Origin of the sequence: Streptomyces sp. NPDC007896 (genome assembly GCF_042959425.1) — a bacterium.
Classification (GTDB): domain Bacteria; phylum Actinomycetota; class Actinomycetes; order Streptomycetales; family Streptomycetaceae; genus Streptomyces.
Genome location: NZ_JBIBKX010000003.1, coordinates 228780 through 250131, shown reverse-complemented (window position 1 = coordinate 250131; position 21352 = coordinate 228780). Strand labels below are relative to the sequence as shown.

The following is a 21352-nucleotide window of genomic DNA, read 5'->3' as shown; positions in this document are numbered from 1 at the left end:
CCCGATCGGCTTCAGGACGACTCGGCGTCCAGCTCCGCCAGCCGCTCCACGGTCTCCTCGTCCAACTCCGACAGCGCGAGCAGTTGCTCCGGTGTCACCCCGTCGGGAATCGGGACCGGCGCGGGCGTCCGCAGCGGCGGCTGCCAGCCGTCGACCGCGTCCCAGCGCCGTACGACCCGGGCGGGAGCCCCCGCCACGACCGAGTGGTCCGGCACCGCGCCGCGCACCACCGCACCGGCCGCCACCACGACGTTCCGCCCGATCCGCGCCCCCGGCAGGATCACCGCCCCGGTGCCGATCCAGCAGCCGGATCCGATCTCCACCGGCTCCATCCGGGGCCACTGCTTGCCGATGGGCACGTGCGGATCGTCGTACGAGTGGTTCGTGGACGTCACATACACATACGGCCCGAAGTAGCAGTCGCTGCCGATCGTGACCGTCGTGTCGGCGATGACGTGGCTGCCGCGGCCGAGCACGACACCGTCACCGACGCGCAGGATCGGGTCGGCGCCGAGGTCGAGGTCGGGCATCAGACCGGCGGTAAGGGTGACCTGTTCGCCGACGATGCAGTGGGCGCCGAGATGGATCCAGGGCTCACCGAAGACGGTGCCGAGCGGGAAGGCGAGTCTGGTACCCGTTCCCATCGCGCCGAAGCGCAGCCGCCCCGGGTGCTCGGCCGTCACCGAACCCGTGCGCTGCGCCCAGGCCCAGCCCGCGTGGACGGCGCGCTGCGCGAGGCGGCGCCGCCATGATGAGAACACGTTCCTGTTGCTGGGCACCCGCTCACCGTACTCAGGGCGACCTGGGCCAAGCAGAGATCACCGCTGTGATCTTCGCCCCACCGGGGCCGGGAGCGATGGCATACGGTGCCGCTGTACCGCCGCCGACGACAACGAGGAGACGCTGATGACGCAGCAGGCGCTGATCATGGGGATCGGCGGCAAGGACCCGCGGGTGGACCCGGAGGCGTTCACGGCACCGATGTCCGTGGTGATCGGGGACGTCACCCTGCACGCGGGCGCGAGCGTCTGGTACGGCGCGGTACTGCGCGCCGACTTCGGTCCGATCGTCGTCGGCGCCGACAGCAACATCCAGGACAACTGCACCCTCCACGTCGACCCGGGCTTCCCGATCACGGTCGGCGAGCGTGTCTCGGTCGGCCACAACGCCGTGCTGCACGGCGCGACGGTCGAGGACGACTGCCTGATCGGCATGGGCGCCACGGTCCTCAACGGCGCGGTGATCGGCGCCGGTTCCCTGGTGGCGGCCCAGGCCCTGGTCCCCCAGGGGATGCGGGTCCCGCCCGGCTCCCTGGTGGCCGGAGTCCCCGCCAAGGTCAAGCGCCCCCTGACGGAGGAGGAACGCCAGGGCCTCACCCTGAACGGCACCTTCTACGTGGACCTGGCAAAGACGCACAAGGAAGCACACGCGAGCTGAAGCGCCCCTTCAGGGGCGCGGGGCCGTGTTCACTATGCGGCTCCGCCGCGTGGGCGCCCCCAGCCATGTACAAACTGCACACACACGGCGGCGGAAACCTACTCGGCAGCCGGCACCGGCTGCCGTTCCCCCGCCTCGATCTCGGCCGCCGCCTTCTTCGCCTTGCGCTTCACGATCAGCATCGAGGCAAGCCCGATGAGCACGGCCACCACGAGCCCGACCCACGAGAACCGCTTCAGCCAGGACTCGGCGACGACACCCACGTAGTAGATGACCGCGGTGGTACCCCCGGCCCAGATGACCCCGCCCAGCACATTGGCGATCAGGAACTTCCAGTACGGCATCTTCAGCACACCCGCGAGCGGCCCCGCGAAGATCCGCAGCAGCGCGATGAACCGGCCGAAGAAGACGGCCCACATGCCCCACTTCTGGAAGGACCGTTCGGCGGTCGCGACGTGCCCCTCGCTGAAGTGCCTGGGGAACTTCGCGCCCAGCCAGGCCAGCAGGGGGCGCCCGCCCTTGCGGCCGATGGCATAGCCGATGGAGTCGCCGACGATCGCGCCGATGCTGGCGCACGCCCCGAGGATGACGGGGTTGATGCCCGAGTGCTGCGAGGACAACAGCGCCGCCGAAACCAGGATGATCTCGCCGGGCAACGGGATGCCCAGGCTCTCCAGGCCGATGACCAGGGCCACCAGCGCATAGATGCTGACCGCGGGCACCGTCTCGAGCCAATGCTGGACGTCCAACGCCGGTTCCTCCCGAATCGCACACTTCCCGGCGTGCGCCCGCGACGACGGACACACGCCGGGAAGCCTACCGCTCAGCCTCGCGCGGCGGCGTCCCACAGCTCGCACCGATGCTCCCGGTGGACGGTCGTGCTCACCACGTTTCCGCCCCGGGAGGCGGTCCGCAGCGAGAGCACCGGACCGACGCCGCCGGGCATCGCGGGCTGTCCGTCGGCACGCGGCACCCCGCCCCTGATGAAGGACCCCCAGTACTGGATCATCTGCCGCGACAGCGCCCGCTGCTCCGCGTTCAGCGGGGTGGGGAGCCCGAAGTGCTTGAAGAGGTACTGCACCTCGTTCACATGGGTCGCCCCGAAGTCGAAGCTCGTGTGGAGATCGCGCAGCGAGACGAACGGCGGCGAGGTGCGGTCGGCGAACTCGTACGCGTACACGGGCCCGCGTCCGGCGAGCACCGCGTCGAGCCGCAGCGCCGGACACGCCATGAGGTAGTCACCGAAGGCGGTGGCGTAGGCGAGGGTCGGCGACGGGTAACCGGCGAGCGGGTAGCGCTCGAGCACCCGCTCGCCCGGATCGGCGCCCCAGGCCTCCTTCACGGCCGCCGGGTACCGCTCGGCGGTGAGCGGGGTGCCGGCATGGTCGAACCGGGCGAAGGCGAACAGCCGCCCCTCGTCCTCGTTCGCCCCGTTCAGTACGGGGACCCGGGCCGCGGCCCCCTTCGCGTACGCCTCGAAGGGCTGTACCGGCAGGAAGGCGCCGCCCACGACGGGCCCCCAGTCGAATCCGCCCTGGGCGGCGAGGATCTCCGCGGACGACTTGCCGCGCAGACACGCCGCCGACAGATCGGCGCAGCCCACCTTCCGCGCGAAGGCCGCGCCGGCGGCCACGGCCGCCTCGTGGGTGCGCGCCGCGCAGTTCCCGTACGCGCCGCTCTCGACGATCCCCGCCCGGTACAGGCCCTTCGAGGTCGGCGAGGCCAGCTGGGTGCAGACCGAGCGGCCGCCCGCCGACTCGCCCGCGACGGTGACGCGGCCCGGATCGCCACCGAAGCGGCCTATGTCGGCGCGCACCCAGCGCAGTGCGGCCTGTTGGTCGAGCATGCCGAAGTTGCCCGAAACCCCGTCGCGCGCCTCCCCGTCGAGTCCGGCCGTGGCGAGGAATCCCATCGCGCCGAGGCGGTAGTTGACGGTCACAACGACCGTGCCGGTCCGGCGGGCGAAGGTGTCGGGCACGATGTCCTCGCCCGCACCCGCGGTGAGCCCGCCGCCGTGCAGCCAGACCATCACCGGCCGGCTTCCGGCGCCTTCGGGGACGTACACATTGAGGTCGAGGCAGTCCTCGGTGTGGCTGGGCAGCTCGTAGCCCGGGTCCCAACTGGCCGTCTGGACACACCGGTTGCCGAAGTCCCGTGCGGTGCGCACACCGCGCCAGGGTGCGACCGGCTCCGGGTTCCTCCAGCGGAGCGCGCCGACGGGCGGCTGTGCGTACGGGATGCCGAGGAACTGGCTTCCCTCGGCGGTGACTTCGCCCCGGACCAGGCCGGCGGCGGTGCGCACGACGGCCGGGTCCTGCGCGGCGTGCGCCGGGGCCGAGGCGGCAAGGGCCGGGGCCGGTGCGACGAGCGCGGCGGCGAAGACCGTCGCCCCCACCAGCAGCGCGCGCAGGCGGCCGGATCGGACGATCCGTCCCCCGTTCACGCGCCCACCTCCACACTGCCGCGCAGCCGCAGGTCCCGCGACGACGACCCCACCCACACCGCGCGCCGCCCGGTGCCGAGGACCCAGTCGTGCCGCCCCGCGTCCCAGGACGACAGCGTGCGCCGGTCGAGGCGCACCGTCACCCGTCGCCGCTCCCCCGCCCGCAGCGCGAGCCGCCGGTACCCGGCCAGCACCCGTACGGCCTGGTCGAGCCGGAGATCGGGCGACGGCCCCAGGTAGACCTGCGCCACCTCGACGCCGTCGCGCCGCCCGGTGTTGCGCACGGTGAAGCCGACCTCGCTCCCCCGGACCCGCAGGTCCTCGTAGGCGAACGTGGTGTACGAGAGTCCGTGCCCGAAGGGGAACAGCGGGCGCACGCCCTGCGCGTCGTACCAGCGGTAGCCGACATGGATCCCCTCCGAGTACTCCTCGGTGCCGTTCACGCCGGGGTAGCGGTGCGGGTCCCCGGCGACCGGGTGGTGGGCGTCGTCGACCGCGAAGGACTGGGTGAGCCGGCCGCCGGGATCGCAGTCGCCGAACAGGACGGCGGCGGTGGCGGCCGCGCCCTCCTGGCCCGGGTAGTACATCTGGAGCACGGCGGCCGTGCCGTCCAGCCAGGGCATCGAGGTCGAGGAGGAGGTGTTGAGGACGACCGCCGTCCGGGGGTTGGCCGCCGCGACGGCCTTGATCAACTGCTCCTGGTTGCCGGGCAGCGCGAGGGTGCCGCGGTCCAGGCCCTCGGTGGCGTCCTCGTAGGCGAAGAGGACGACGCTGTGGGCGGCGCGCGCGGCGTCCACCGCCTCGGCGACGTCCTGGGCGCGGGTCGACCCGGTGACTCGCCGCAGCCGGAACAGTTGTCCCGTGTTGGCGCCCTGGGCGGTGATGGAGACCTGGTGCTTGCCCTTCGCGAGGTCGAGGGCCTTGCGGCGGACGGCGAGTCCATCGGGCGCGGCGGAGACCAGACCGCCGCTGAAGTACTCGCCGTAGCCGGGCAGCGGCGGGAAGAGTTCGACGCCGTCGACGAGCACCGTGGGCCGGATGCCGGAGTAGTGGATGACGAAGGTCCACTCGTCGGCGTCCGCGACGGTGAGCGTCCCCGTGTAGGTCCAGGCACCTCCGGCGGGGACGTTCTGGCCCTCGGTGTCGACGCCCGAGGTCAGCGCCGCGCTCGGGATGGCCTTGCCGAAGAGGTCCTCGCCGAGCGCGTACGACACCCGGGCGCCGCCTCCCGCGCGGGAGCGGATGGCGTCGAGCGGGCTGTCGGCGTGGTCCGGGACGACGTGCGCGCTGCCGCCGCCGCTGACGAACGGCAGGGAGCCGGTGGGGCCGACGACGGCGATGCTGCGGGCGGCGGCGCCGGTCAGGGGCAGTGCGTGGCGCTTGTTGCGCAGGAGCGTCGCGCCCGCCTTGGCGACCTCCAGGGCGACGGCCGCGCCCGCCTTCGGGTCGCGGGCGGGACGGGGCGGAACGCTGCCGTCCAGCAGCCCGAAGCGGTCCATCACGGCGAGGACGCGGCGTACGGCCCGGTCGACGTAGGACTCGGCCACGGCGCCACTCTGCACGGCCGTCCTCAGGGCGGCCCCGAAGTACTTACCGTCCGGCATCTCCATGTCGAGGCCCGCGGTGAGGGCGGTGACGGTGCTGTGGGCCGCGAACCAGTCGGTCATCACCCAGCCGCCGAAGCCCCACCGCTCGCGCAGGATGTCGGTGAGGAGCGTCTTGTTCTCGCAGGCGAAGGTGCCGTTGACCTTGTTGTACGCGCCCATGACCGCGCCGGTGCGGGCGGCGACGGCCGCCTCGAAGCCGCGCAGTTCGACCTCGTGCATGGTCTGCTCGTCGACCCGCACGTCGATGGACATGCGGTCCTGCTCCTGGTTGTTCAGCGCGAAGTGCTTGACGGTCGCGATGAGGCCCTCGCCCTGGATGCCGCGGATCTCGGCCGCGACCAGATCGCCGGCGAGCAACGGGTCCTCGCTGAAGGTCTCGAAGTTGCGGCCCGCATACGGGGTGCGGATGAGGTTGACCATCGGGGAGAGCAGCACGTCCTGGCCGAGGGCGCGGCCCTCGCGCCCGATGACCTGCCCGTAGCGGCGGGCCAGGCCGGGGTCGAAGGCGGAGGCGAGAAGCACCGGGGCGGGCAGGGCCGTGGCGTGCCGGGTGACGCGGACTCCGGCGGGGCCGTCGGCGAGGCGAAGCGGGGGGATGCCGAGGCGGGGTACTCCGGGTGTGTACCCGGCCTGGCCGAGCGAGGCGGGGTCGGTGGCGCCGTGCAGCAGGGAGATCTTCTCGTCGAGAGTGAGTTTGGCTATCAAACCCTCTACGCGAGGGCCGGCGCCGGATCTGGACTCCGCCCGGGCGAGCGGAACGGAGCCGGTGGCGGTGGTGGCCGCCGCGGCGACCGCGATGGCGCCGCCCAGCAGACGCAGGGTCGAACGCCGGGAAAAGGTGTGGGACATGAGCCGTCACTCCTTCGGTGCGCGGGCACGTCGTCGTGAACCGCAGGTACACGCACCGACGACAACGCCCGTGTTCGGCCCTTGAACACACCAGACCCCAGCCCGAACATGACACGCCGTCACACAGCACGGGTACGGCGCGAAAACTATGACCGCAGGTGACTCGTGTCAATGAAATGAACAGGAACCGCCGACACCCCGACAACAACCGAAGGAACCGGGGTAAGGACGGTTTACGCCGCCGCCGGCCCGCCCGCCACCACCAGTTCCGCGTTGCGGTCCCCGGCACCGCCCGCCCAGCCCTCCTGGACGCCGCCCTTCATGCTCTCGGCGAGGCCGGGAGCGTTATAGGCCACTTCCCGGTACAGGGAGGCGAGTCCCACCGCCGACAGGTCGTCGAAGTCCGGGGCGGTGCGGTGCGGCGCGGCGGACTCGACGAGGGTGGTGAACAGGGACACCGTCCCGTCCCCGTTGTCGGTCAGTTCGATCAGCCGGGCGTGGTGCGGATAGTCCACGTGGGAGGCGGTGTTGACCTCCCAGAAGGAGCGGGCCGCCGTCGGGTGCGGGTGCGGGGTGATCCGGTTGACGTGACTGTGGCCGTTGATCCAGGCCACCACGTTCGGGAACCGGCTGAGCAGGGCGATGACCTCCGCTCCGTCGTGACGCGGCTCGTCCGTGCGGGCGGCGTCGGGACGGCGGGTCATGCTGGGGCTGTGGTGGTGGCTGAAGACCAGGATGTGGGCGTCGTCGGCCCCGGTGTTGCGGACGAGCCGGCCGTCCGCGTCGTAGGACCGGGAGCTGTGCGCGGCCAGGGTCCTTTCCAGCCAGCGGAGTTGGTCGCTGCCGAGTGAACCCTCGTAGTGGCCGCTGCGGTACGTCGTGTCGATGCTGATGCCGAGGACGTTCTCGGCCACCTTGAAGGAGTAGTACATCCGCTCGCCGTCCAGGTTGTCCTGGGTGTAGCCGTGGCCGACCGGACCGGCACCGGCGTGGGCGGGGTCGAGGTGGGCGGCCAGATAGTCGTGCGGGGTGCACAGCCGGCGCCGCTCGTCGGCGGTCACGGTCCGCGCCGATGCCGCGTTCCTGGTCAGGATCGCCTTGAGCACCTCGCTCTTCGGATCGTCGCCCGACCCGAGCGCCTTGGCGTAGGCGGCCGCGTCCGCGGCGGGTACCGACAGCAGTTTGCGGGAGCCGACGGCGAAGTCGTTCAGCGCGGGCGACAGGCAACCGCCGGGCAGATCGTCGTGGTTGCCGACCGTGGAGTACCAGGGGATGCGCAGCCCCGGGCTGGTGATCGGGCGGGTGGCCGCTGCGAGGAAGCCGGGGATCAGGGGCAGCCCGCGCCGCTTGTCCAGGTCACGCAGGTGGGGGTCCCCGGGATGCCAGTACAGGGGGAGACCGGAGTTCTGGGCGCCTTCGTACGCCCGCGGATCGCCGGTGTTCGGCGTGATCCGGCCGCCGCTCATCACGGTCAGGAACCACTCCAGCTCGATCGCGGAGTTGTTGTCGACGTTGTCGCCCGTGGTCATCACGAAGGCGGGGCGCAGCCTCGTGTTCGGCCCTCCGCCCAGCGCGTTCACCTGCTCGACGAGCGCGACCGCCCCGGCCACCGTCAGCGCCTCCTGCGCCCGCCACGACGAGGCTCCGCGCGAGCGCAGGAACTCGGTGCGCAGCGGGTTCTGTACGTCGGCGAGATGGAGGTCGGTGAACTGCACGAAGCACGCGAGCGGGGTACGCCGGTCCTGGCGCCCGGCGCCGGGCGTGGCGAGCTCCTTACGGACGACCAGGGGCCAGCCGGGGCCCGAGACCAGCCGCCGGTAGGTGCCGGTGTGGGGGCTGCCGCCGAGGCGGGCCGTCGCCTCCAGGGTGGTCACGGCGTGCGGTGCCGCCCGCGGGGCACTGCGGGGCGGCCGCTGGACGACGCTCCGTGCGGCGGGCTCGACGGCGGGGTGCCGGCGCTGGCGCGGCAGGAGCACCCCCGCGCTGGTTCCGGCGACGCCGGCCGCTGCCGTGGCGCCTGAGGCGAGCAGAAATCGACGACGGTTGACGGGGGCGGATACGGGTTCGGTTCCGGCCATGGGGCGACCCTCCGGTGCCTCCGAGCGATTCACTTGCTGGAACCACTCAGCCAGGCCGCGGGGACACGGGCGTGGCCTCGCCATGAACGCCTCCGGAACAGGCGGAACGCCACTTGGCCCCGGTGTTTCCGAGGGCGTCGCCCGGCCCGCGGGAGGTCCGGCGGCGACGCGGACCACGGCGTTCCGGGGCCGTTCCGCGATCGCCCCAAAGTCCCTTGACGCGCGGCATGTTACCGATAACATCACTGAGTCTGGGAACGCTCCCACGCCCCAGGTCGGGAACGGGAACAAGCGAACGCACCCCACCGCGCCCGCACCGCACTGCACCCGCACCCGCACCCGCACCCGCACCCGCACCCGCACGAAGCCGACGCCCTCCCCCAACCCGGACCGGAGAAGTCCCGATGCCGCATCTCCTGCGCGTCCCCGCGCCTCCCGCACCGCCCCTGACCGGCCATCTCCCCTTCGCCGACGCCCCGGGGGCGCCCGACCCCATCGAGGTGACCAGCCGCTACCTCACGCGCGGCGGCCGCCCCTGGTTCCCGGTGTCCGGCGAGTTCCACTACGCGCGCTACCCGGCACGGGACTGGGAGGAGGAGCTGCTGAAGATGAAGGCGGGCGGGGTCACCGTCGTCGCCAGTTACGTCATCTGGATCCACCACGAGGAGATCGAGGGCCGCGTCCGCTTCGACGGCGACCGTGATCTGCGGCGCTTCGCCGAGTTGTGCGCCCGGCACGGCCTGGACTTCATCCCGCGCATCGGCCCCTGGTGCCACGCGGAGGTCCGCAACGGCGGCTTCCCGGACTGGCTGCTCACCCGCACCCGCGCGCCCCGCACGGACGACCCCGCCTATCTGGAACCCGTACGCGGCTGGTTCACGGCGATCGCGGAACAGCTGCACGGACTCGACCGGGCACACGGCGGTCCGATCGTCGCGATCCAGATCGAGAACGAGCTCTACGACCAGCCCGGCCACCTCCTCACCCTGAAGCGGATGGCCCAGGAGGCGGGTCTGCGCGCGCCGCTGTGGACGTCCACGGCGTGGGGCGGGGTCCACCTGCCGCCCGACGAACTGCTTCCGCTGTACGGCGGCTACACCGAGACGTTCTGGACGGAGGCGGACGGCGGCTGGCCGGACACCTGCCGCAAGCACTTCTTCTTCACCCATCAGCGCGACGACGAGGGCATCGGCGCCGACCTGCGCCCGACGACCGTACGCGGCGGCGACCCCGCGCCCACGGACCGCTTTCCCTGGGCCACCTGCGAGCTCGGCGGCGGCATGGCCGTCGCCTACCACCGCAGGCCGCGCGTCGAGCCCGACGACATCGGCGCGCTCGGCCTCACCAAGATCGGCTGCGGTTCGGTCTGGCAGGGCTACTACATGTTCCACGGCGGCACGAACCCGGCCGGTGAACTCACCGCTCTCCAGGAGTCCCACGCCACCGGCTACCCCAACGACCTGCCCGTCCTCACCTACGACTTCCAGGCGCCGCTGGGCGAGTACGGCCAGGTCCGGCCCTCGTACCACGCACTGCGCCTCCAGCACCTGCTGCTGGCCGACTTCGGCGACCTGATCGCCCCCATGGAGTCCGTCCTGCCCGAGCGGCAGCCCGCCTCCCAGTCCGACCGGGACACCCTGCGCTGGGCCGTGCGCGGCGACGGCACCTCCGGCTTCCTGTTCGTCAACAACCACCAGCCGCACGAACCGCTGCCGGCCCACTCCGGCACGACCTTCACGGTCGACTTCCCCGACGCTCCCGCCCTGACCTTGCCCAGCGCCCCGGTCACCGTCCCGACCGGCGCGTACTTCTGCTGGCCGCTGCGTCTGGACGTCGCCGGTCTACGGCTCGACTGGGCCACCGCCCAGCCGGTGTGCCGGGTCCAGGACGACGGGCGTACGGTCCTGGTGCTGGCCGCCACCGACGGCGTTCCGGTCGAACTCGCCCTGGACGCGAGCACGGTCGCCTCCGTCGACACACCCTCCGGAGCTGTCGACAAGGCCGACGGCCGTGTTCTGATCACCGGTCTGCGTCCCGGCACCGACGCCCTCGTCCAGGTGAGGACCGCGGACGGGAACGACATGGGCCTGCTCGTCCTCGACGCCACCACCGCGCGCACCGCCTACCGGGGGACGGCGTGGGGCGCCGAGCGGCTGGTCCTCTCCCCGGACAGTGTCGTTTTCGACCAGGACGAACTGCGCGTGCACAGCTGCGCGTCGCGCCCCTCCTTCGCCGTACTGCCCACGCCCGCACGGCCGTTGACGGCGGCCGGGGCACCCCTGTCGGCGACGGCCGACGGCGTGTTCACCCGCTGGACGACCGAGGAATGGGCCGACGGGGACATCGCGCCCGCCGCCACCCTCGTGCGCCCCGCGGGCCCGCCGCCCACGACCGCGACCGGTCCCCTGGGCCGGGCGAGCGCCCCGGCGGACGAACACTTCGCCGCCTCCGCGGCCGAGTACCACGTCAAGCTGCCGGACGACCTCCCGCACCGGCCGTCCGGCACCGTCCTGCGCGTCCACTGGACCGGCGACGTGGCCCGCGCGTACGTCGGAGACACCCTCGTCGCCGACCAGTTCTTCTCCGGACGCGTCTGGGACATCGGCCTGGACCGGCTCCCCGCGGCGGCCCCGCGCAACCATGGGCTGCGGCTGCTGTTGCTGCCCCTGGCAGCCGACGCTCCGGTGTATCTGCCCGAGCGGGCGGGCGACGTCACGGGACGGGCCGCGGTGTGGCGCGTCGAGTGGGGGACCAGCCGCGCCTGGGCGGTCCGGGCGGGCTGACGAAGGGGAGGCGAGCCCGGCGGGCCTATCCTGTGGGCCTGCCGGGCGGATCGGGACAGACCGCCGCCGAGACGTCGGAGGATGCGCCCCCATGACCCGAGGTGCCACGGACGGCGCCGTCCCCCAGGGAACCGAGGGCCCCAAGGGACGCAGCCGGCGCAGCTTCGCGGGGGCGCGCCCGGTGATGGACGACGTGGCCCGGCTGGCCGGTGTCTCGAAGCAGACGGTCTCCCGGGTGCTCAACGACAGTCCCGCGGTGCGGCCCGAGACCCGGGAGGCGGTCGTGACCGCCATGCGCACGCTCGGCTACCGGCCGAGCCGCAGCGCGCGTTCCCTGGCCAGTGGCAGGACGCGGATGCTCGGGGTGATCTCGTTCGACGCGGCGCGCTACGGGCCCGCCTCCATCCTCACCGCGATCAATTCCGCCGCCCAGGAGGCCGGTTACCTGGTCAGTTCCATCGCGCTCGACACGGCCGACCGGGACACCCTGGTACGCGCCGTGCACACGCTGTCGGCCGAGGGGGCGGACGGCCTGCTCGCCATCGCACCGCAGCGCTGGGTGGGCAGGGCCCTGGCGGAGGCGGCGCTCGACGTCCCCCTGATGGTCCTGGAGAACGACCTCGGGGACGACGCCTCCTACGTCACCGCGGACTCCCGCGACGGGGCGCGCCAGGCCACCGAGCACCTGCTGAAGCTCGGCCACGGCACGGTTCACCACATCGCGGGCCCCACGGGCTGGCTGTCCGCCGAGCGCCGCCTGGAGGCGTGGCGGGACACCCTTCGGGCGGCGGGGGCCGAGGTCCCCGAGCCGCTCATCGGCGACTGGAGCGCGGACTCCGGGTACGCGCTGGGCCGCCGGCTGGCCGGGCTTGCCGAGGTCACGGCGGTGTTCGCCTCCAACGACCAGATGGCGCTCGGCGTGCTGCGCGCCCTGCACGAGGCCGGGCGGCACGTTCCGCACGACGTCAGCGTCGTCGGCTACGACGACATCCCCGAGGCCGCCCACATGCTGCCCCCGCTGACGACCGTGCGTACCGACTTCGCCGCGACAGGCCGACGTTCGCTCCAGCTGCTGCTGTCTCGCATCGACGGTTCGGCGAGGCCCCGGATCGATCACATCGAGCCGGTCCGGCTCGTCGTACGCCGCAGCACGGGCCCCGCGCCGCGGATGCCGTGACGCGCGGGAGCGACGACGCAAAAGCCGTGACGCGCCGGAGCGATGACGCGATGGGAAGCGCGACCCGGCTGTAGACGCCGGGCGGGCCCGCCCGGCGCCAGGAGGTGTCGGCCGAGGGGACCCGCCGCCGTTCCGATCGCTCGGCTCAGCCGTTCGGCCGCAGGGTCCAGACCACCGTCATCTCGCCCGTGACCGCGCCGTCCGCGCGCTGGATGGCGATGGTGACGGGGAACTCGGGGCGCTGACCCGCGTCGAGCTCGGCGACGACCTCCGCGGCCGGGCGCCCGAGGGTCGCGGTGGCCGTCACGGGGCCCATCGCGAGCTTCTTGTACGCGATCTCGGCGCTGACCGCGAGCGGCACGGCGCGCGACAGCTGCTCCCCGAACGCGGCGAGGACGATCGCCCCGCTCGCCGACTCACCGAGGGTGAACATCGCTCCGGCGTGCGGCCCGCCGACGTGGTTGTGAAAGTCGCTCTGGTCCGGCAGGGCCACCACGGCCTTGTCCGGCGTGGTCTCCACGAACTCGAGGTTCAGCGTCCGGGCCATCGGCACCGTGGCGGCGAGCATCTCGCCGATCGTCATCTGGTCTGCGCTCATACCTGCATGTTACCCACCAGTAGATAATCTTGACAGGCACCCACCGGTCGAACTCCGTCGCCGCGTGTGAAGAAATCGAAAAAGTGCGCCCCGATTCCTGACCGGTACATGGCTGACGAGCTCCGGTGACCGAAACGTGTCACAGGCGCCACTAGGGTTGTGGCCCATGTGGCCAGGACAGCAGCCGCCCGGGGGCGAGCAGAACCCGCAGGACCAGAACCCGTACCAGCAGCCGGGTTACCAGCAGCCGAATCCGTATCAGCAGCCCGGATACCAGCAGACCGGGTACCCGCAGCCGGGGCAGCAGCCTGCCCCCTACGGACCCCAGCCGGGGCAGCCCCAGTGGGGAACGCCGGCCCCCGCGGGCGCGCCCCAGCCACCGAGCGGTGGCGGAAACAGGACCAAGGTCATCGCCATCACGGCGGCCACCGCCGTGGTCGTGGCCGCCGGTGTGACGGGCTTCCTCGTCCTGGGCGGCGACAAGAAGGACGACAACGCGGGCAAGGACGCGTCCACATCGCCCAGCGTGTCCGCCACCACATCCCCCAGCGCGAGCGGAAGCGGTGACAACCCGCGCGGCACCGACGAGGAGAAGCCGACGATCGCGGGCTGGAAGGTCGTCATCAACCCCAAATGGGGCACCGCCTTCGACGTCCCCCCGGACTGGAACGTCCGCACGCCCGGCACGTTCATCGGCTTCGACGACGAGCAGAAGAATGACGGCTCCGCATACATCGGCATGTCCGCGCCCGCTTTCCTCAAGGAGAAGTGGTGCACGTCCGACGACGACAAGGACGGCCGCACGGACGACACGGCACTGGCCGCAGCCGGCACCAAGGGGGAGAGCGGCGCCAAGAACACCGACACCATCGCCCGCGGCGACTCGGCCGCCTGGGCCTTCGGCGGCTACACGGACCAGGCGAAGGCCTCGGAGAAGCTGCTGAAGATCGGCAAGCCCCAGCCGTACACGACGGCTTCCGGCATCAAGGGCAGCGTCGCGACGTCGTACACGGTCGGTGTCCCCAAGAAGGGCAAGTGCGACTCCGACGGCACTGCGACCTCGTTCGGCTTCAAGAACTCGGCGGGCGACTTCGTTTCCTGGTCGTTCTACGGCGCGAAGGGTGTCAGTGACGAGGTCCCGGACGCGACCGTGCGGAAGATCCTCAGCACGGTACGGCTGCACGGTACCCCGACGGGTTCCTGAGCCCACGCCATACGGGGACGGGCTGCCGGACGGTGCCCGGTCCTCGCGCAAACGGTTTGGCAAGCGGGGACCGCGGCGGCAATAGTCGGCCGGTGACCTCCGCCGCCGCCTCCCGCCGCCGCCTCCCGCCGCCCCTCCTGGGCGGGCCGCAACCACACCCTGCTGACCGCCGCCGCGGTCGTCACCAACCTGGGCAGCCAGGGCGCGCTGATCGCCTCGGCGTTCGCGGTGCTCGGGGCGGGCGGCAACGGGGGGTGACGTGGGACTGGTGGCGGCGGCTCGGACGCTGCCACTGGTGCTCTTCCTGCTGATCGGCGGAGCGGTCGCGGACCGGCTGCCGCGCCATCGGGTGATGGTCGCGGCCCGGGACAGCCTCGGCGGCCCGGGTCCATGGGGGCTCGCGCTCGGCGCGTTCGGTGCCGGAACCGTCGGCGGCGCACTGCTGATGACCCGCTGGAAGCCGCGCCGGCTCCTGCTCGCGGGCACTCTCTGCGTCTTCCCACTGGCCGCCGCGCTCGCGGTGCCGGTCCCGGTGGGTCCGCTGTGTGCCGTGATGTTCGTCAGCGGCGCCTTTGGGGTGTCGTGGATGACCTCCCGGCCCCAGAACATCCCGAGCGTTTTAGAAACGGTCTGTGAACACGGCTTGACATGGATCAAGCCGTCGTTCCTCTCACGGACGGCCGTCGGCCGTTCGGTCGGCTTGTCCGGTCATGGACGGAGATGGGCCAGCAGTTCGTCCCCGGCGGGGTAGGGGTGTTCCTGGGGCAGCAGCACGGTCGCAGCGTCCAGCTCGTTGCGGCCTACGAGGTCGTGGATCTCGCGGGCGAGCGGAGTCACGTCGCTGATGGCCACCGTCCACTCGTCCGCGTAGCGCCCTACGGCCTCGCCGGAGAGCCCGAGTTGGAGTGAGCGGTACGTCAGGGGGCGCAGGTGCAGGTCACGCTCCGGGTCCCACTGGACGCGGGCCGGTGCGCGCTTGAGCTGATGTTGCCAGGTGCCGCGGTCGAGGTGCAGCCCGCGCACATAGCTCGACAGGCACGCGTGGCGCAGTGCCCACTCGAAGCCGTCGCGGGTGATCTCGACGGCCAGAACAGTCTCCTGCCCGGCCTTCGTCGCCCAGCCGCAGCGGTACATCATCCACAGAAAAGACGGCTTGATCCACGTCATACGGTCCCGCTTCCACGCAGCGGTAAATCGGCCCTGGCGAACTGCGGGCATACCGATCTCCGGGGAGTACGCCTGGTAGACGGTGATCGTGGATGCCGTGTGGAGCGCACGGATGCCGCGCAGCGGTTCTTCCATGGCGTACAGGGTGGGGTCGACCGGTTCCCGTCGGCCATTGATTTTCGCGTATGCCGTGGTGGCGTCCCCTGCCTCAGCTAGCGCGAGGGCAGGCAAGGACCTCGCCTGCAGTACGGCCAGCGCTCTTATGGCCGCATCGATGGTTCGGCCCCTTCAGCAAGACAGCTCGGCCATGGCGGCGCGCGAACGGCGATCGACACCACGGCCGGTGGGGCTCGACTCAGGCCGGTCCGGTTTCTTCTCCGGCGCTTCTGGCGCGGGGGCGATGCCGGTCGGGCACGACGCTCCCCAGTTCGTTTCGAACGGGTCACCTAGCTTGACCCCCGTCCCGGCGAGCCTGTTGTGCCATGTGACCCGTCGCTCACCTCATGGGGTGGGCGAGCAGGCGGGCGACACCATGTCACGTCGACTCATCGGTTCCTGCTCAGGACCCGTACTTGGCCTGCGGGCCGGTGAGCCGGTCGACGACGAGTGCGAGCCAGCCGCTGGGTGAATACGGTGCCGGAGAGTCGACCTCCATGCCCAGCTCGGCGACGGCGAGGGCGTAGTCGGACTCGTCGAGGTCGAGCGTCAGGAGTTCGTGCAGCTCGCCGACGAGCCGGGCGACGAGATGGGGGTCGGTGGAGGTTCGGTAGTCGTCGACGGCCGCGTCGTGGTCGTTGAACTCGTCCGGCATGTCCTGCGAGAACCAACCGCCGAGGAACTGGCCCAGCTCGGGGAAACGGGCGCGCCATTCCCAGTGGGTGGCGGGGATGTCCGGGGGCGGGACCTCGCCCTCCTCGATGCTGTGCTTCAGGTGATCGGCGAGGCAGTGCAGCCACTGCCGGATCTCGTCTTCGGGCAGGCCGACGTCGGGGATCGCGTAGAACTCCCCGAGGCGCAGCCGCAGGCGCCCCGGAGGATTCTCGGCGTAGTCCCGCAGCTGTCGCTCGGCGATGGCGAGAGCCCACGGTCGCCTGTGCCAGGTCTGCCGGAGATAAGCAGTCAGGGCTTGACTGGCCTCGTCCGGGGTGTCGTCGGCCGGCTGCCCGGTGTAGGCGCGGATCACCTGGTCGAGTTCGCCGTAGCGGCGGTCGTGTTCGAGGGGGCTCAGGGGCACGGTGGTCAGCCTCTACGGGTCGTCTCTACAGGTAGATGGGGAAGGTGGCGTGGACGGTGAAGCCGTGGGGGCGGGAAGTGTCCCGCTTGAGGACCACGCGGGCCGCCCGGACATCGACAGGCTCCCGCCCGGCCAGCATCATCGCCTGCAGAAGGACGCGTCCGGCCGGCTCGGGCCGGGACGGCCAGGACGCCTCGATGGTCAGGCGCGGGCGCGTGGACTGGGCCAGCCAGCGATGGATGGCCTGTTCGTTGACGGTGACCACCTGCTGGGTGGCCCACTGGGCGGTCTCGCGGTCGGGGTAGGTGGCGGAACGGGTGCGCACCTTCGGTGTCCTCTCCTGGAAGCTGTGGGGGCAGCGATTGGCTAGTCGTCCTCGAAGCGCCAGAGCACCAGCACGTTCTCGTCCGACACCCCGATGAGACAGATGTCGATGGTGGTGCCGGCAAGGGCATTGGCGTGAAAGGACGAGGCCAGAAAGTCGGCCTCTTCACCGTCTTCCGCGTGCCCATGATTGGTGAAGAAACGGGCGTCATTCCCCACGGCGTTCAGGACGTCCCGCAGACATGCGTCGCGTTCCACATCCGGTGTGCGAAGGGATTTCAGAGGGCCGTAGAGAAGAGATCCGACCGAAATCAGCCCGGCCAGATCCAGGGCCTTGGGGGGTGCGACCTGCAGGATGCCGTCTCGCAACTCCGTGCGGTCGACCTGCCGGAGCACGGGATGCTCCTGGATCGTGTCCATGACGGTGTCATGCCAGTCCGCGCCTTTGCGTGCTACGAGCGCGGCGAAAGACTGACCTTCGCCGAAACGCCCCTGCACGCAGGCGGGCAGGCCCGTCTTCCTCTCCATCACAGATCCTCCCACGGTGTGCTCACGGCAGCGTCGGCATGGACGTATAGACCACATAGGGCGGGTGAAGGCCATTCTTATATTTAAGTACGACCTTCACTGTGTGCGTGTCCTGCGCCGCACTTACCTGAGGGTTCCCCGCCTCAACGGTACGCCCGGTCACAGAATTGAACCCAACCGGATCTAGAGTCAGAATCGAACTGTCGCTACGCGGCCTGGAGAGCCACCTCTTAATCTTTTCCTGATTGTCAACGCCTGCGTTCTGCTGACCTGAATTAGCGGGCGGTCCCACATATTCCAGCGCGTCTTGTGTGTATTTCTGCGCGGAGGTCAGATCGGTGAAAGTGGAAGCGGCGTCGATCGTCGGCTGATCCCTGAGTCGCTGCGCGAGCTGCTCATCGGTCTCAGGTCAGAAGGAGTCGAGGCTGCTGCGCGGTGGTGACGGAGCACCGCCCGTCCCGATCTCCGGGTTCGGCGTGGAGAGCCTGTCGACTTCGCTGTTGATGTCCACCTGGATGCGCTGCATCTGTTCGAGCACCTCCAGGTCGTGTTCGCTGAACCCGTCCCGGCTCAGCCGTACGGCCCCCTCCAGCAGCTTCATCACTTCACGGATGCGTACGGCGTCCTCGGTGGCCGCCCGGTGGAACTCCCGGTACGCCGTGGCCGCTGGGCCGCGCCAGCCGACCTCGATGCGGTCGACGATCGCGTCCATGCGCTTGACCTGCTTGTCGAGATGGTCCTGCATGTCGCCGAGGTCACCGGCGAGCTTCGTCAGGCCCTTCGACGACACACGCAGATCGGGGCCGCCTCCCTCGTCCGCGCCTGCGTCGGTTACTCCCCTGTCGCATCCCCCGACTGGTCGGCATTCTGTGTCCCAACAGACTTAAGGATCTTACGGAAGGGGCACCAGTAACGGATGTACGGGGGGAATAGAGCGAGACGACAGACAGCGGAGCGCTAAGTCTTGGCAGACGCGACGCCGGTCAGGTACGTCGCAACCCACGCGGCCGTGGTGTCATGCGATCGGTGATCGACGCCACGGCCGGTTGGACGGAAGCTCAGACCGGTCCAGTTACTCCTCCGGCATTTCCCGGCGCCGAAGCGATACCCGTCGGGCAGGATGCCCCCAGTTCGTCTCGAAAGGGGGTACAGCAACTCCCGGTAGAGGTTGCTTTCGTTCAGGCGTTGCTCGCCGCACCAGGAGATCCCCGAGGACGAACTCTCCCGCGTCTCGGCGTACGACTGGTTCGGCTCGATCGCGATGGTCCCGCTGGCGACCGCCCTGGCGGGCCCGGCGGAAGCGGCCCTCGGGCGTACGACCGCCCTGTGGGGCTGTTCGGCGCTGGTCGTCGTGGTCACGGCGGCGGTGTTGTGCGTGCCGGACGTACGGAATCTGACCCGGCGGACCAAGCCGGTGACCCAGGGGTCGCCGGTGGCGGAGGTCGAGCTCCGGTCAGCCGATGCTGAAGGCACCGCCGGGCGGCTCGGGTGAGGCAACCGCGTCCTCGTCGCGCACGGGTGCGGCGGAGCCGATGAACTCCCGTAGCGCCGCGCCGCTTTCGACGCGCGCCGGGAAGGCGTCAGCGGCCGTGCGGCGGGCGAGGACGGCCGTGTCGAGCGGGCGGTGGGAGGCCACGAGCACCGCGTTGCCGAAGCGCCGGCCGCGCAGCACACCGGGTTCGGCGATCAGGGACAGCTCCTCGAACACGGTCGCGAACGTGGCGAGTTGGGAGCGCAGGAAGACGAAGGGCGCGGCGTCGGCGAGGTTGGCCAGATAGACGCCGTCCTCGCGCAGCACGCGCGCGGCGGTGCGCGCGTACGCCGTGGACGTCAGGTGCGCCGGGACGCGCGCGCCGCCGAAGACGTCCGCGATCACGATGTCGGCGGAGGCGGGCGCGGCGGATTCGAGCCAGCCTCTCGCGTCCGCGCCGTGCAGCGTGATGCCCGCGTCCTCGGGCACGGGCAGGTGCTCGCGGACCAGCTCCAGCAGGCCCAGGTCGGCCTCCACCACGTCCTGCCGTGAGCCGGGGCGGGTCGCGGCCACATAGCGGGGCAGCGTCAGGGCTCCGCCGCCGAGGTGGAGCACGTCCAGGGGCCGTCCCGACTCCACGACCGTGTCCAGGACGTGCCCGAGCCGTCGGGCGTACTCGAACTCCAGATGGGTCGGCTCGTCCAGATCGACGTACGACTGCGGCGCGCCATCGACCGTGAGCAGCCAGGCCCTCCTCCGGTCCACGTCCGGCATCAGTTTGGCGGTTCCATGATCCACGGTCCGTGTCACGGGTATCGGCTCGTCCACGGGTCCATTGTGCCGCCCCTTCCAGGAGGCCTGTCAGCGCTGCCTGACCGCCGCGCGGGCCGCGGCCTCTGCGACGGCGATCGGTACGAGTCGGTGCCCGCTCCCCTCGTAGCGGGAGCGGGCACCCTCGTAGCAGGACGGGCACCCTCGTAGCAGGACGGGCACCCTCGTAGCGGGACGGGCACCCTCGTCCTGCCCCTCGGCCGTCAGCCCACCGAGGTCACCGTCCCCGCGCCGACCGTCCGGCCGCCCTCGCGGATCGCGAAGCCGAGCCCCGGCTCCAGCGGCACCTCGCGCCCGAGCTCGACCGTCATCGTGACGGTGTCGCCGGGCCGGGCGACCGCCCGCTCGCCGAGGTCCACGTCACCGACCACGTCCGCGGTGCGGATGTAGAACTGCGGCCGGTACCCGGTGGAGACGGGCGTCGTACGACCGCCCTCGCCCGTCGACAGGACGTACACCTGGGCCGAGAAACGGCGCCTGGGGACGACACTGCCGGGCGCGGCGACGATGTGCCCGCGTCGTACGGCGTCGCGGGGCACGCCGCGCAGCAGCAGCGCCACGTTGTCCCCGGCCTGCGCCTCGTCCATGGGCTTGCCGAAGGTCTCCAGGCCGGTGACCACCGTGTCGACGGCCGCGCCGAGCACTTCGACGCGGTCGCCGACCCGGATCGTGCCGCGCTCGACCGCGCCGGTGACGACCGTCCCGCGCCCGGTGATCGTGAGCACGTTCTCGACCGGCAGCAGGAACGGCGCGTCGAGGTACCGCTCGGGCATGGGCACATACGTGTCCACCGCGTCGAGCAGCGCGTCGATCGCCGCCGTCCAACGGGGGTCGCCCTCAAGCGCCTTGAGACCGGACACCCGTACGACGGGTACGGACTCGCCCCCGTAGCCGTGCGCGGAGAGCAGCTCGCGGACCTCCAGCTCCACGAGGTCGGTCAGCTCCTCGTCGCCCGCGTCGGCCTTGTTCAGCGCGACGACGATGTGGTCGACGCCCACCTGCCGGGCGAGCAGCACGTGCTCGGCGGTCTGCGGCATGATCCCGTCGAGCGCGGAGACGACGAGGATCGCCCCGTCGAGCTGCGCCGCGCCGGTGACCATGTTCTTGACGTAGTCGGCGTGACCCGGCATGTCCACGTGCGCGTAGTGGCGGGTGTCGGTCTCGTACTCGACGTGCGCGATGTTGATGGTGATGCCGCGCGCGGCCTCCTCCGGCGCCCGGTCGATCCGGTCGAACGGTACGAAGGTTCCGGAGCCGCGCTCGGCGAGGACCTTGGTGATGGCGGCGGTCAGGGTGGTCTTGCCGTGGTCGACGTGACCCATCGTGCCGATGTTCAGGTGCGGTTTGGTGCGGACGTATGCCGTCTTGGGCATGGCGATACCTCGAAGCCTCTTCAGTGTCAGCGGAGCTGAGTGATGGCCCCGGCGCTCAGCGGCCGGGACGGGGACCCCAAGGACTTGCCGACCCTCCCCCTGCGGGGTCCGCCGGACGATCCGGGAAGGGTCAGCTTCGGGCGCCGTCGACGGCGGCCACGATGATCGGGACGGCAGCCTTCGGCGCATCCGCGACTGCGGATGCTGCGAGGAGGAAGGCGTGCCGGAACATGAGGCGATCATCGCCG

At 71.3% G+C, this 21352-nt stretch carries 17 protein-coding genes and 3 pseudogenes; 6 read left to right on the top strand and 14 right to left on the bottom strand.

Annotation, left to right across the window (positions count from 1 at the left end; genetic code table 11):
* Window positions 1–11 precede the first annotated feature (11 nt).
* On the bottom strand, window positions 12–779 hold the full coding sequence (locus ACFZDJ_RS12325) for a DapH/DapD/GlmU-related protein (RefSeq protein ID WP_391058239.1): 768 nt from the start codon (window positions 777–779) through the stop codon (window positions 12–14).
* A 127-nt stretch (window positions 780–906) separates the two neighbouring features.
* Here ACFZDJ_RS12325 and ACFZDJ_RS12320 point away from each other — a divergent pair, with 127 nt between their 5' ends.
* Window positions 907–1437, top strand: coding sequence for a DapH/DapD/GlmU-related protein (locus ACFZDJ_RS12320; protein WP_391058236.1), 531 nt, complete (start codon window positions 907–909; stop codon window positions 1435–1437).
* Between the two features lie 98 nt (window positions 1438–1535).
* On the opposite strand, the gene ACFZDJ_RS12315 is transcribed toward ACFZDJ_RS12320, so the two are convergent.
* From ACFZDJ_RS12315 to ACFZDJ_RS12300, 4 genes are all read right to left on the bottom strand, one after another.
* Window positions 1536–2186 carry a VTT domain-containing protein gene (locus tag ACFZDJ_RS12315; RefSeq protein ID WP_390937158.1) on the bottom strand — a complete coding sequence of 217 codons (651 nt, stop codon included), beginning with the start codon at window positions 2184–2186 and terminating at the stop codon, window positions 1536–1538.
* 74 nt (window positions 2187–2260) lie between these two features.
* A complete protein-coding gene (locus ACFZDJ_RS12310) occupies window positions 2261–3880 on the bottom strand; it encodes a carboxylesterase family protein (protein ID WP_391058233.1) in 1620 nt (539 codons plus the stop codon).
* Window positions 3877–6336, bottom strand: a complete 2460-nt coding sequence (locus ACFZDJ_RS12305; protein ID WP_391058230.1) for a glycoside hydrolase family 3 C-terminal domain-containing protein — start codon at window positions 6334–6336, stop codon at window positions 3877–3879. The genes ACFZDJ_RS12310 and ACFZDJ_RS12305 overlap by 4 nt, the downstream gene beginning before the upstream one ends.
* 233 nt (window positions 6337–6569) lie before the next feature.
* Window positions 6570–8414, bottom strand: a complete 1845-nt coding sequence (locus ACFZDJ_RS12300) for a TIGR03767 family metallophosphoesterase (RefSeq protein WP_391058227.1) — start codon at window positions 8412–8414, stop codon at window positions 6570–6572.
* Between the two features lie 404 nt (window positions 8415–8818).
* Between ACFZDJ_RS12300 and ACFZDJ_RS12295 the strand changes: the two genes are divergently transcribed.
* Both ACFZDJ_RS12295 and ACFZDJ_RS12290 read left to right on the top strand, forming a co-directional pair.
* Window positions 8819–11197, top strand: coding sequence for a beta-galactosidase (locus ACFZDJ_RS12295; RefSeq protein ID WP_391058224.1), 2379 nt, complete (start codon window positions 8819–8821; stop codon window positions 11195–11197).
* Window positions 11198–11288: 91 nt separating this feature from the next.
* The gene (locus ACFZDJ_RS12290; RefSeq protein ID WP_384907753.1) at window positions 11289–12374 is read left to right on the top strand and encodes a LacI family DNA-binding transcriptional regulator; all 1086 of its coding nucleotides are present in this window, start codon (window positions 11289–11291) and stop codon (window positions 12372–12374) included.
* 145 nt (window positions 12375–12519) lie between these two features.
* On the opposite strand, the gene ACFZDJ_RS12285 is transcribed toward ACFZDJ_RS12290, so the two are convergent.
* Complete coding sequence (locus tag ACFZDJ_RS12285) at window positions 12520–12957, bottom strand: DUF4442 domain-containing protein (RefSeq protein WP_385374301.1); 438 nt, start codon at window positions 12955–12957, stop codon at window positions 12520–12522.
* 181 nt (window positions 12958–13138) lie between these two features.
* On the opposite strand from ACFZDJ_RS12285, the gene ACFZDJ_RS12280 reads away from it, so the two are divergent.
* Window positions 13139–14176, top strand: a complete 1038-nt coding sequence (locus ACFZDJ_RS12280; protein WP_391058221.1) for a hypothetical protein — start codon at window positions 13139–13141, stop codon at window positions 14174–14176.
* Window positions 14177–14335: 159 nt separating this feature from the next.
* Window positions 14336–14789: pseudogene (locus tag ACFZDJ_RS12275) on the top strand (MFS transporter); the annotation flags it as partial.
* Window positions 14790–14884: 95 nt separating this feature from the next.
* Here ACFZDJ_RS12275 and ACFZDJ_RS12270 read toward each other — a convergent pair.
* From ACFZDJ_RS12270 to ACFZDJ_RS12245, 6 genes and pseudogenes are all read right to left on the bottom strand, one after another.
* Window positions 14885–15478, bottom strand: coding sequence for a DUF4291 family protein (locus ACFZDJ_RS12270; RefSeq protein WP_390937144.1), 594 nt, complete (start codon window positions 15476–15478; stop codon window positions 14885–14887).
* 424 nt (window positions 15479–15902) lie between these two features.
* On the bottom strand, window positions 15903–16577 hold the full coding sequence (locus ACFZDJ_RS12265) for a contact-dependent growth inhibition system immunity protein (protein ID WP_391058218.1): 675 nt from the start codon (window positions 16575–16577) through the stop codon (window positions 15903–15905).
* A gap of 25 nt (window positions 16578–16602) precedes the next feature.
* Complete coding sequence (locus ACFZDJ_RS12260; protein WP_075032352.1) at window positions 16603–16902, bottom strand: RNase A-like domain-containing protein; 300 nt, start codon at window positions 16900–16902, stop codon at window positions 16603–16605.
* A gap of 41 nt (window positions 16903–16943) precedes the next feature.
* Window positions 16944–17429, bottom strand: a complete 486-nt coding sequence (locus ACFZDJ_RS12255; protein ID WP_391058215.1) for a hypothetical protein — start codon at window positions 17427–17429, stop codon at window positions 16944–16946.
* 22 nt (window positions 17430–17451) lie between these two features.
* A pseudogene (locus tag ACFZDJ_RS12250) lies at window positions 17452–17820 on the bottom strand (RNase A-like domain-containing protein); the annotation flags it as partial.
* A gap of 18 nt (window positions 17821–17838) precedes the next feature.
* The gene (locus tag ACFZDJ_RS12245; RefSeq protein ID WP_391058212.1) at window positions 17839–18219 is read right to left on the bottom strand and encodes a WXG100 family type VII secretion target; all 381 of its coding nucleotides are present in this window, start codon (window positions 18217–18219) and stop codon (window positions 17839–17841) included.
* 405 nt (window positions 18220–18624) lie between these two features.
* Between ACFZDJ_RS12245 and ACFZDJ_RS12240 the strand changes: the two are divergent.
* Window positions 18625–18921: pseudogene (locus ACFZDJ_RS12240) on the top strand (MFS transporter); the annotation flags it as partial.
* On the opposite strand, the gene ACFZDJ_RS12235 reads toward ACFZDJ_RS12240, so the two are convergent.
* Window positions 18883–19728: a fused MFS/spermidine synthase gene (locus ACFZDJ_RS12235; protein ID WP_390937133.1), complete on the bottom strand. Its 846-nt coding sequence runs from the start codon at window positions 19726–19728 to the stop codon at window positions 18883–18885. The pseudogene ACFZDJ_RS12240 and the gene ACFZDJ_RS12235 overlap by 39 nt on opposite strands.
* 206 nt (window positions 19729–19934) lie before the next feature.
* Complete coding sequence (tuf, locus tag ACFZDJ_RS12230; RefSeq protein WP_382117203.1) at window positions 19935–21104, bottom strand: elongation factor Tu; 1170 nt, start codon at window positions 21102–21104, stop codon at window positions 19935–19937.
* Window positions 21105–21352 lie beyond the last annotated feature (248 nt).

Bases quoted from the DNA above. Each gene is read 5' to 3' on its own strand.
- ACFZDJ_RS12305 (WP_391058230.1), bottom strand. From the start codon at position 6,336: ATGTCCCACACCTTTTCCCGGCGTTCGACCCTGCGTCTGCTGGGCGGC.
- ACFZDJ_RS12300 (WP_391058227.1), bottom strand. From the start codon at position 8,414: ATGGCCGGAACCGAACCCGTATCCGCCCCCGTCAACCGTCGTCGATTT.
- ACFZDJ_RS12255 (WP_391058215.1), bottom strand. From the start codon at position 17,429: ATGGAGAGGAAGACGGGCCTGCCCGCCTGCGTGCAGGGGCGTTTCGGC.
- ACFZDJ_RS12280 (WP_391058221.1), top strand. From the start codon at position 13,139: ATGTGGCCAGGACAGCAGCCGCCCGGGGGCGAGCAGAACCCGCAGGAC.
- ACFZDJ_RS12295 (WP_391058224.1), top strand. From the start codon at position 8,819: ATGCCGCATCTCCTGCGCGTCCCCGCGCCTCCCGCACCGCCCCTGACC.
- ACFZDJ_RS12290 (WP_384907753.1), top strand. From the start codon at position 11,289: ATGACCCGAGGTGCCACGGACGGCGCCGTCCCCCAGGGAACCGAGGGC.
- ACFZDJ_RS12270 (WP_390937144.1), bottom strand. From the start codon at position 15,478: ATGGAAGAACCGCTGCGCGGCATCCGTGCGCTCCACACGGCATCCACG.
- ACFZDJ_RS12285 (WP_385374301.1), bottom strand. From the start codon at position 12,957: ATGACGATCGGCGAGATGCTCGCCGCCACGGTGCCGATGGCCCGGACG.
- ACFZDJ_RS12320 (WP_391058236.1), top strand. From the start codon at position 907: ATGACGCAGCAGGCGCTGATCATGGGGATCGGCGGCAAGGACCCGCGG.
- tuf (WP_382117203.1), bottom strand. From the start codon at position 21,104: ATGCCCAAGACGGCATACGTCCGCACCAAACCGCACCTGAACATCGGC.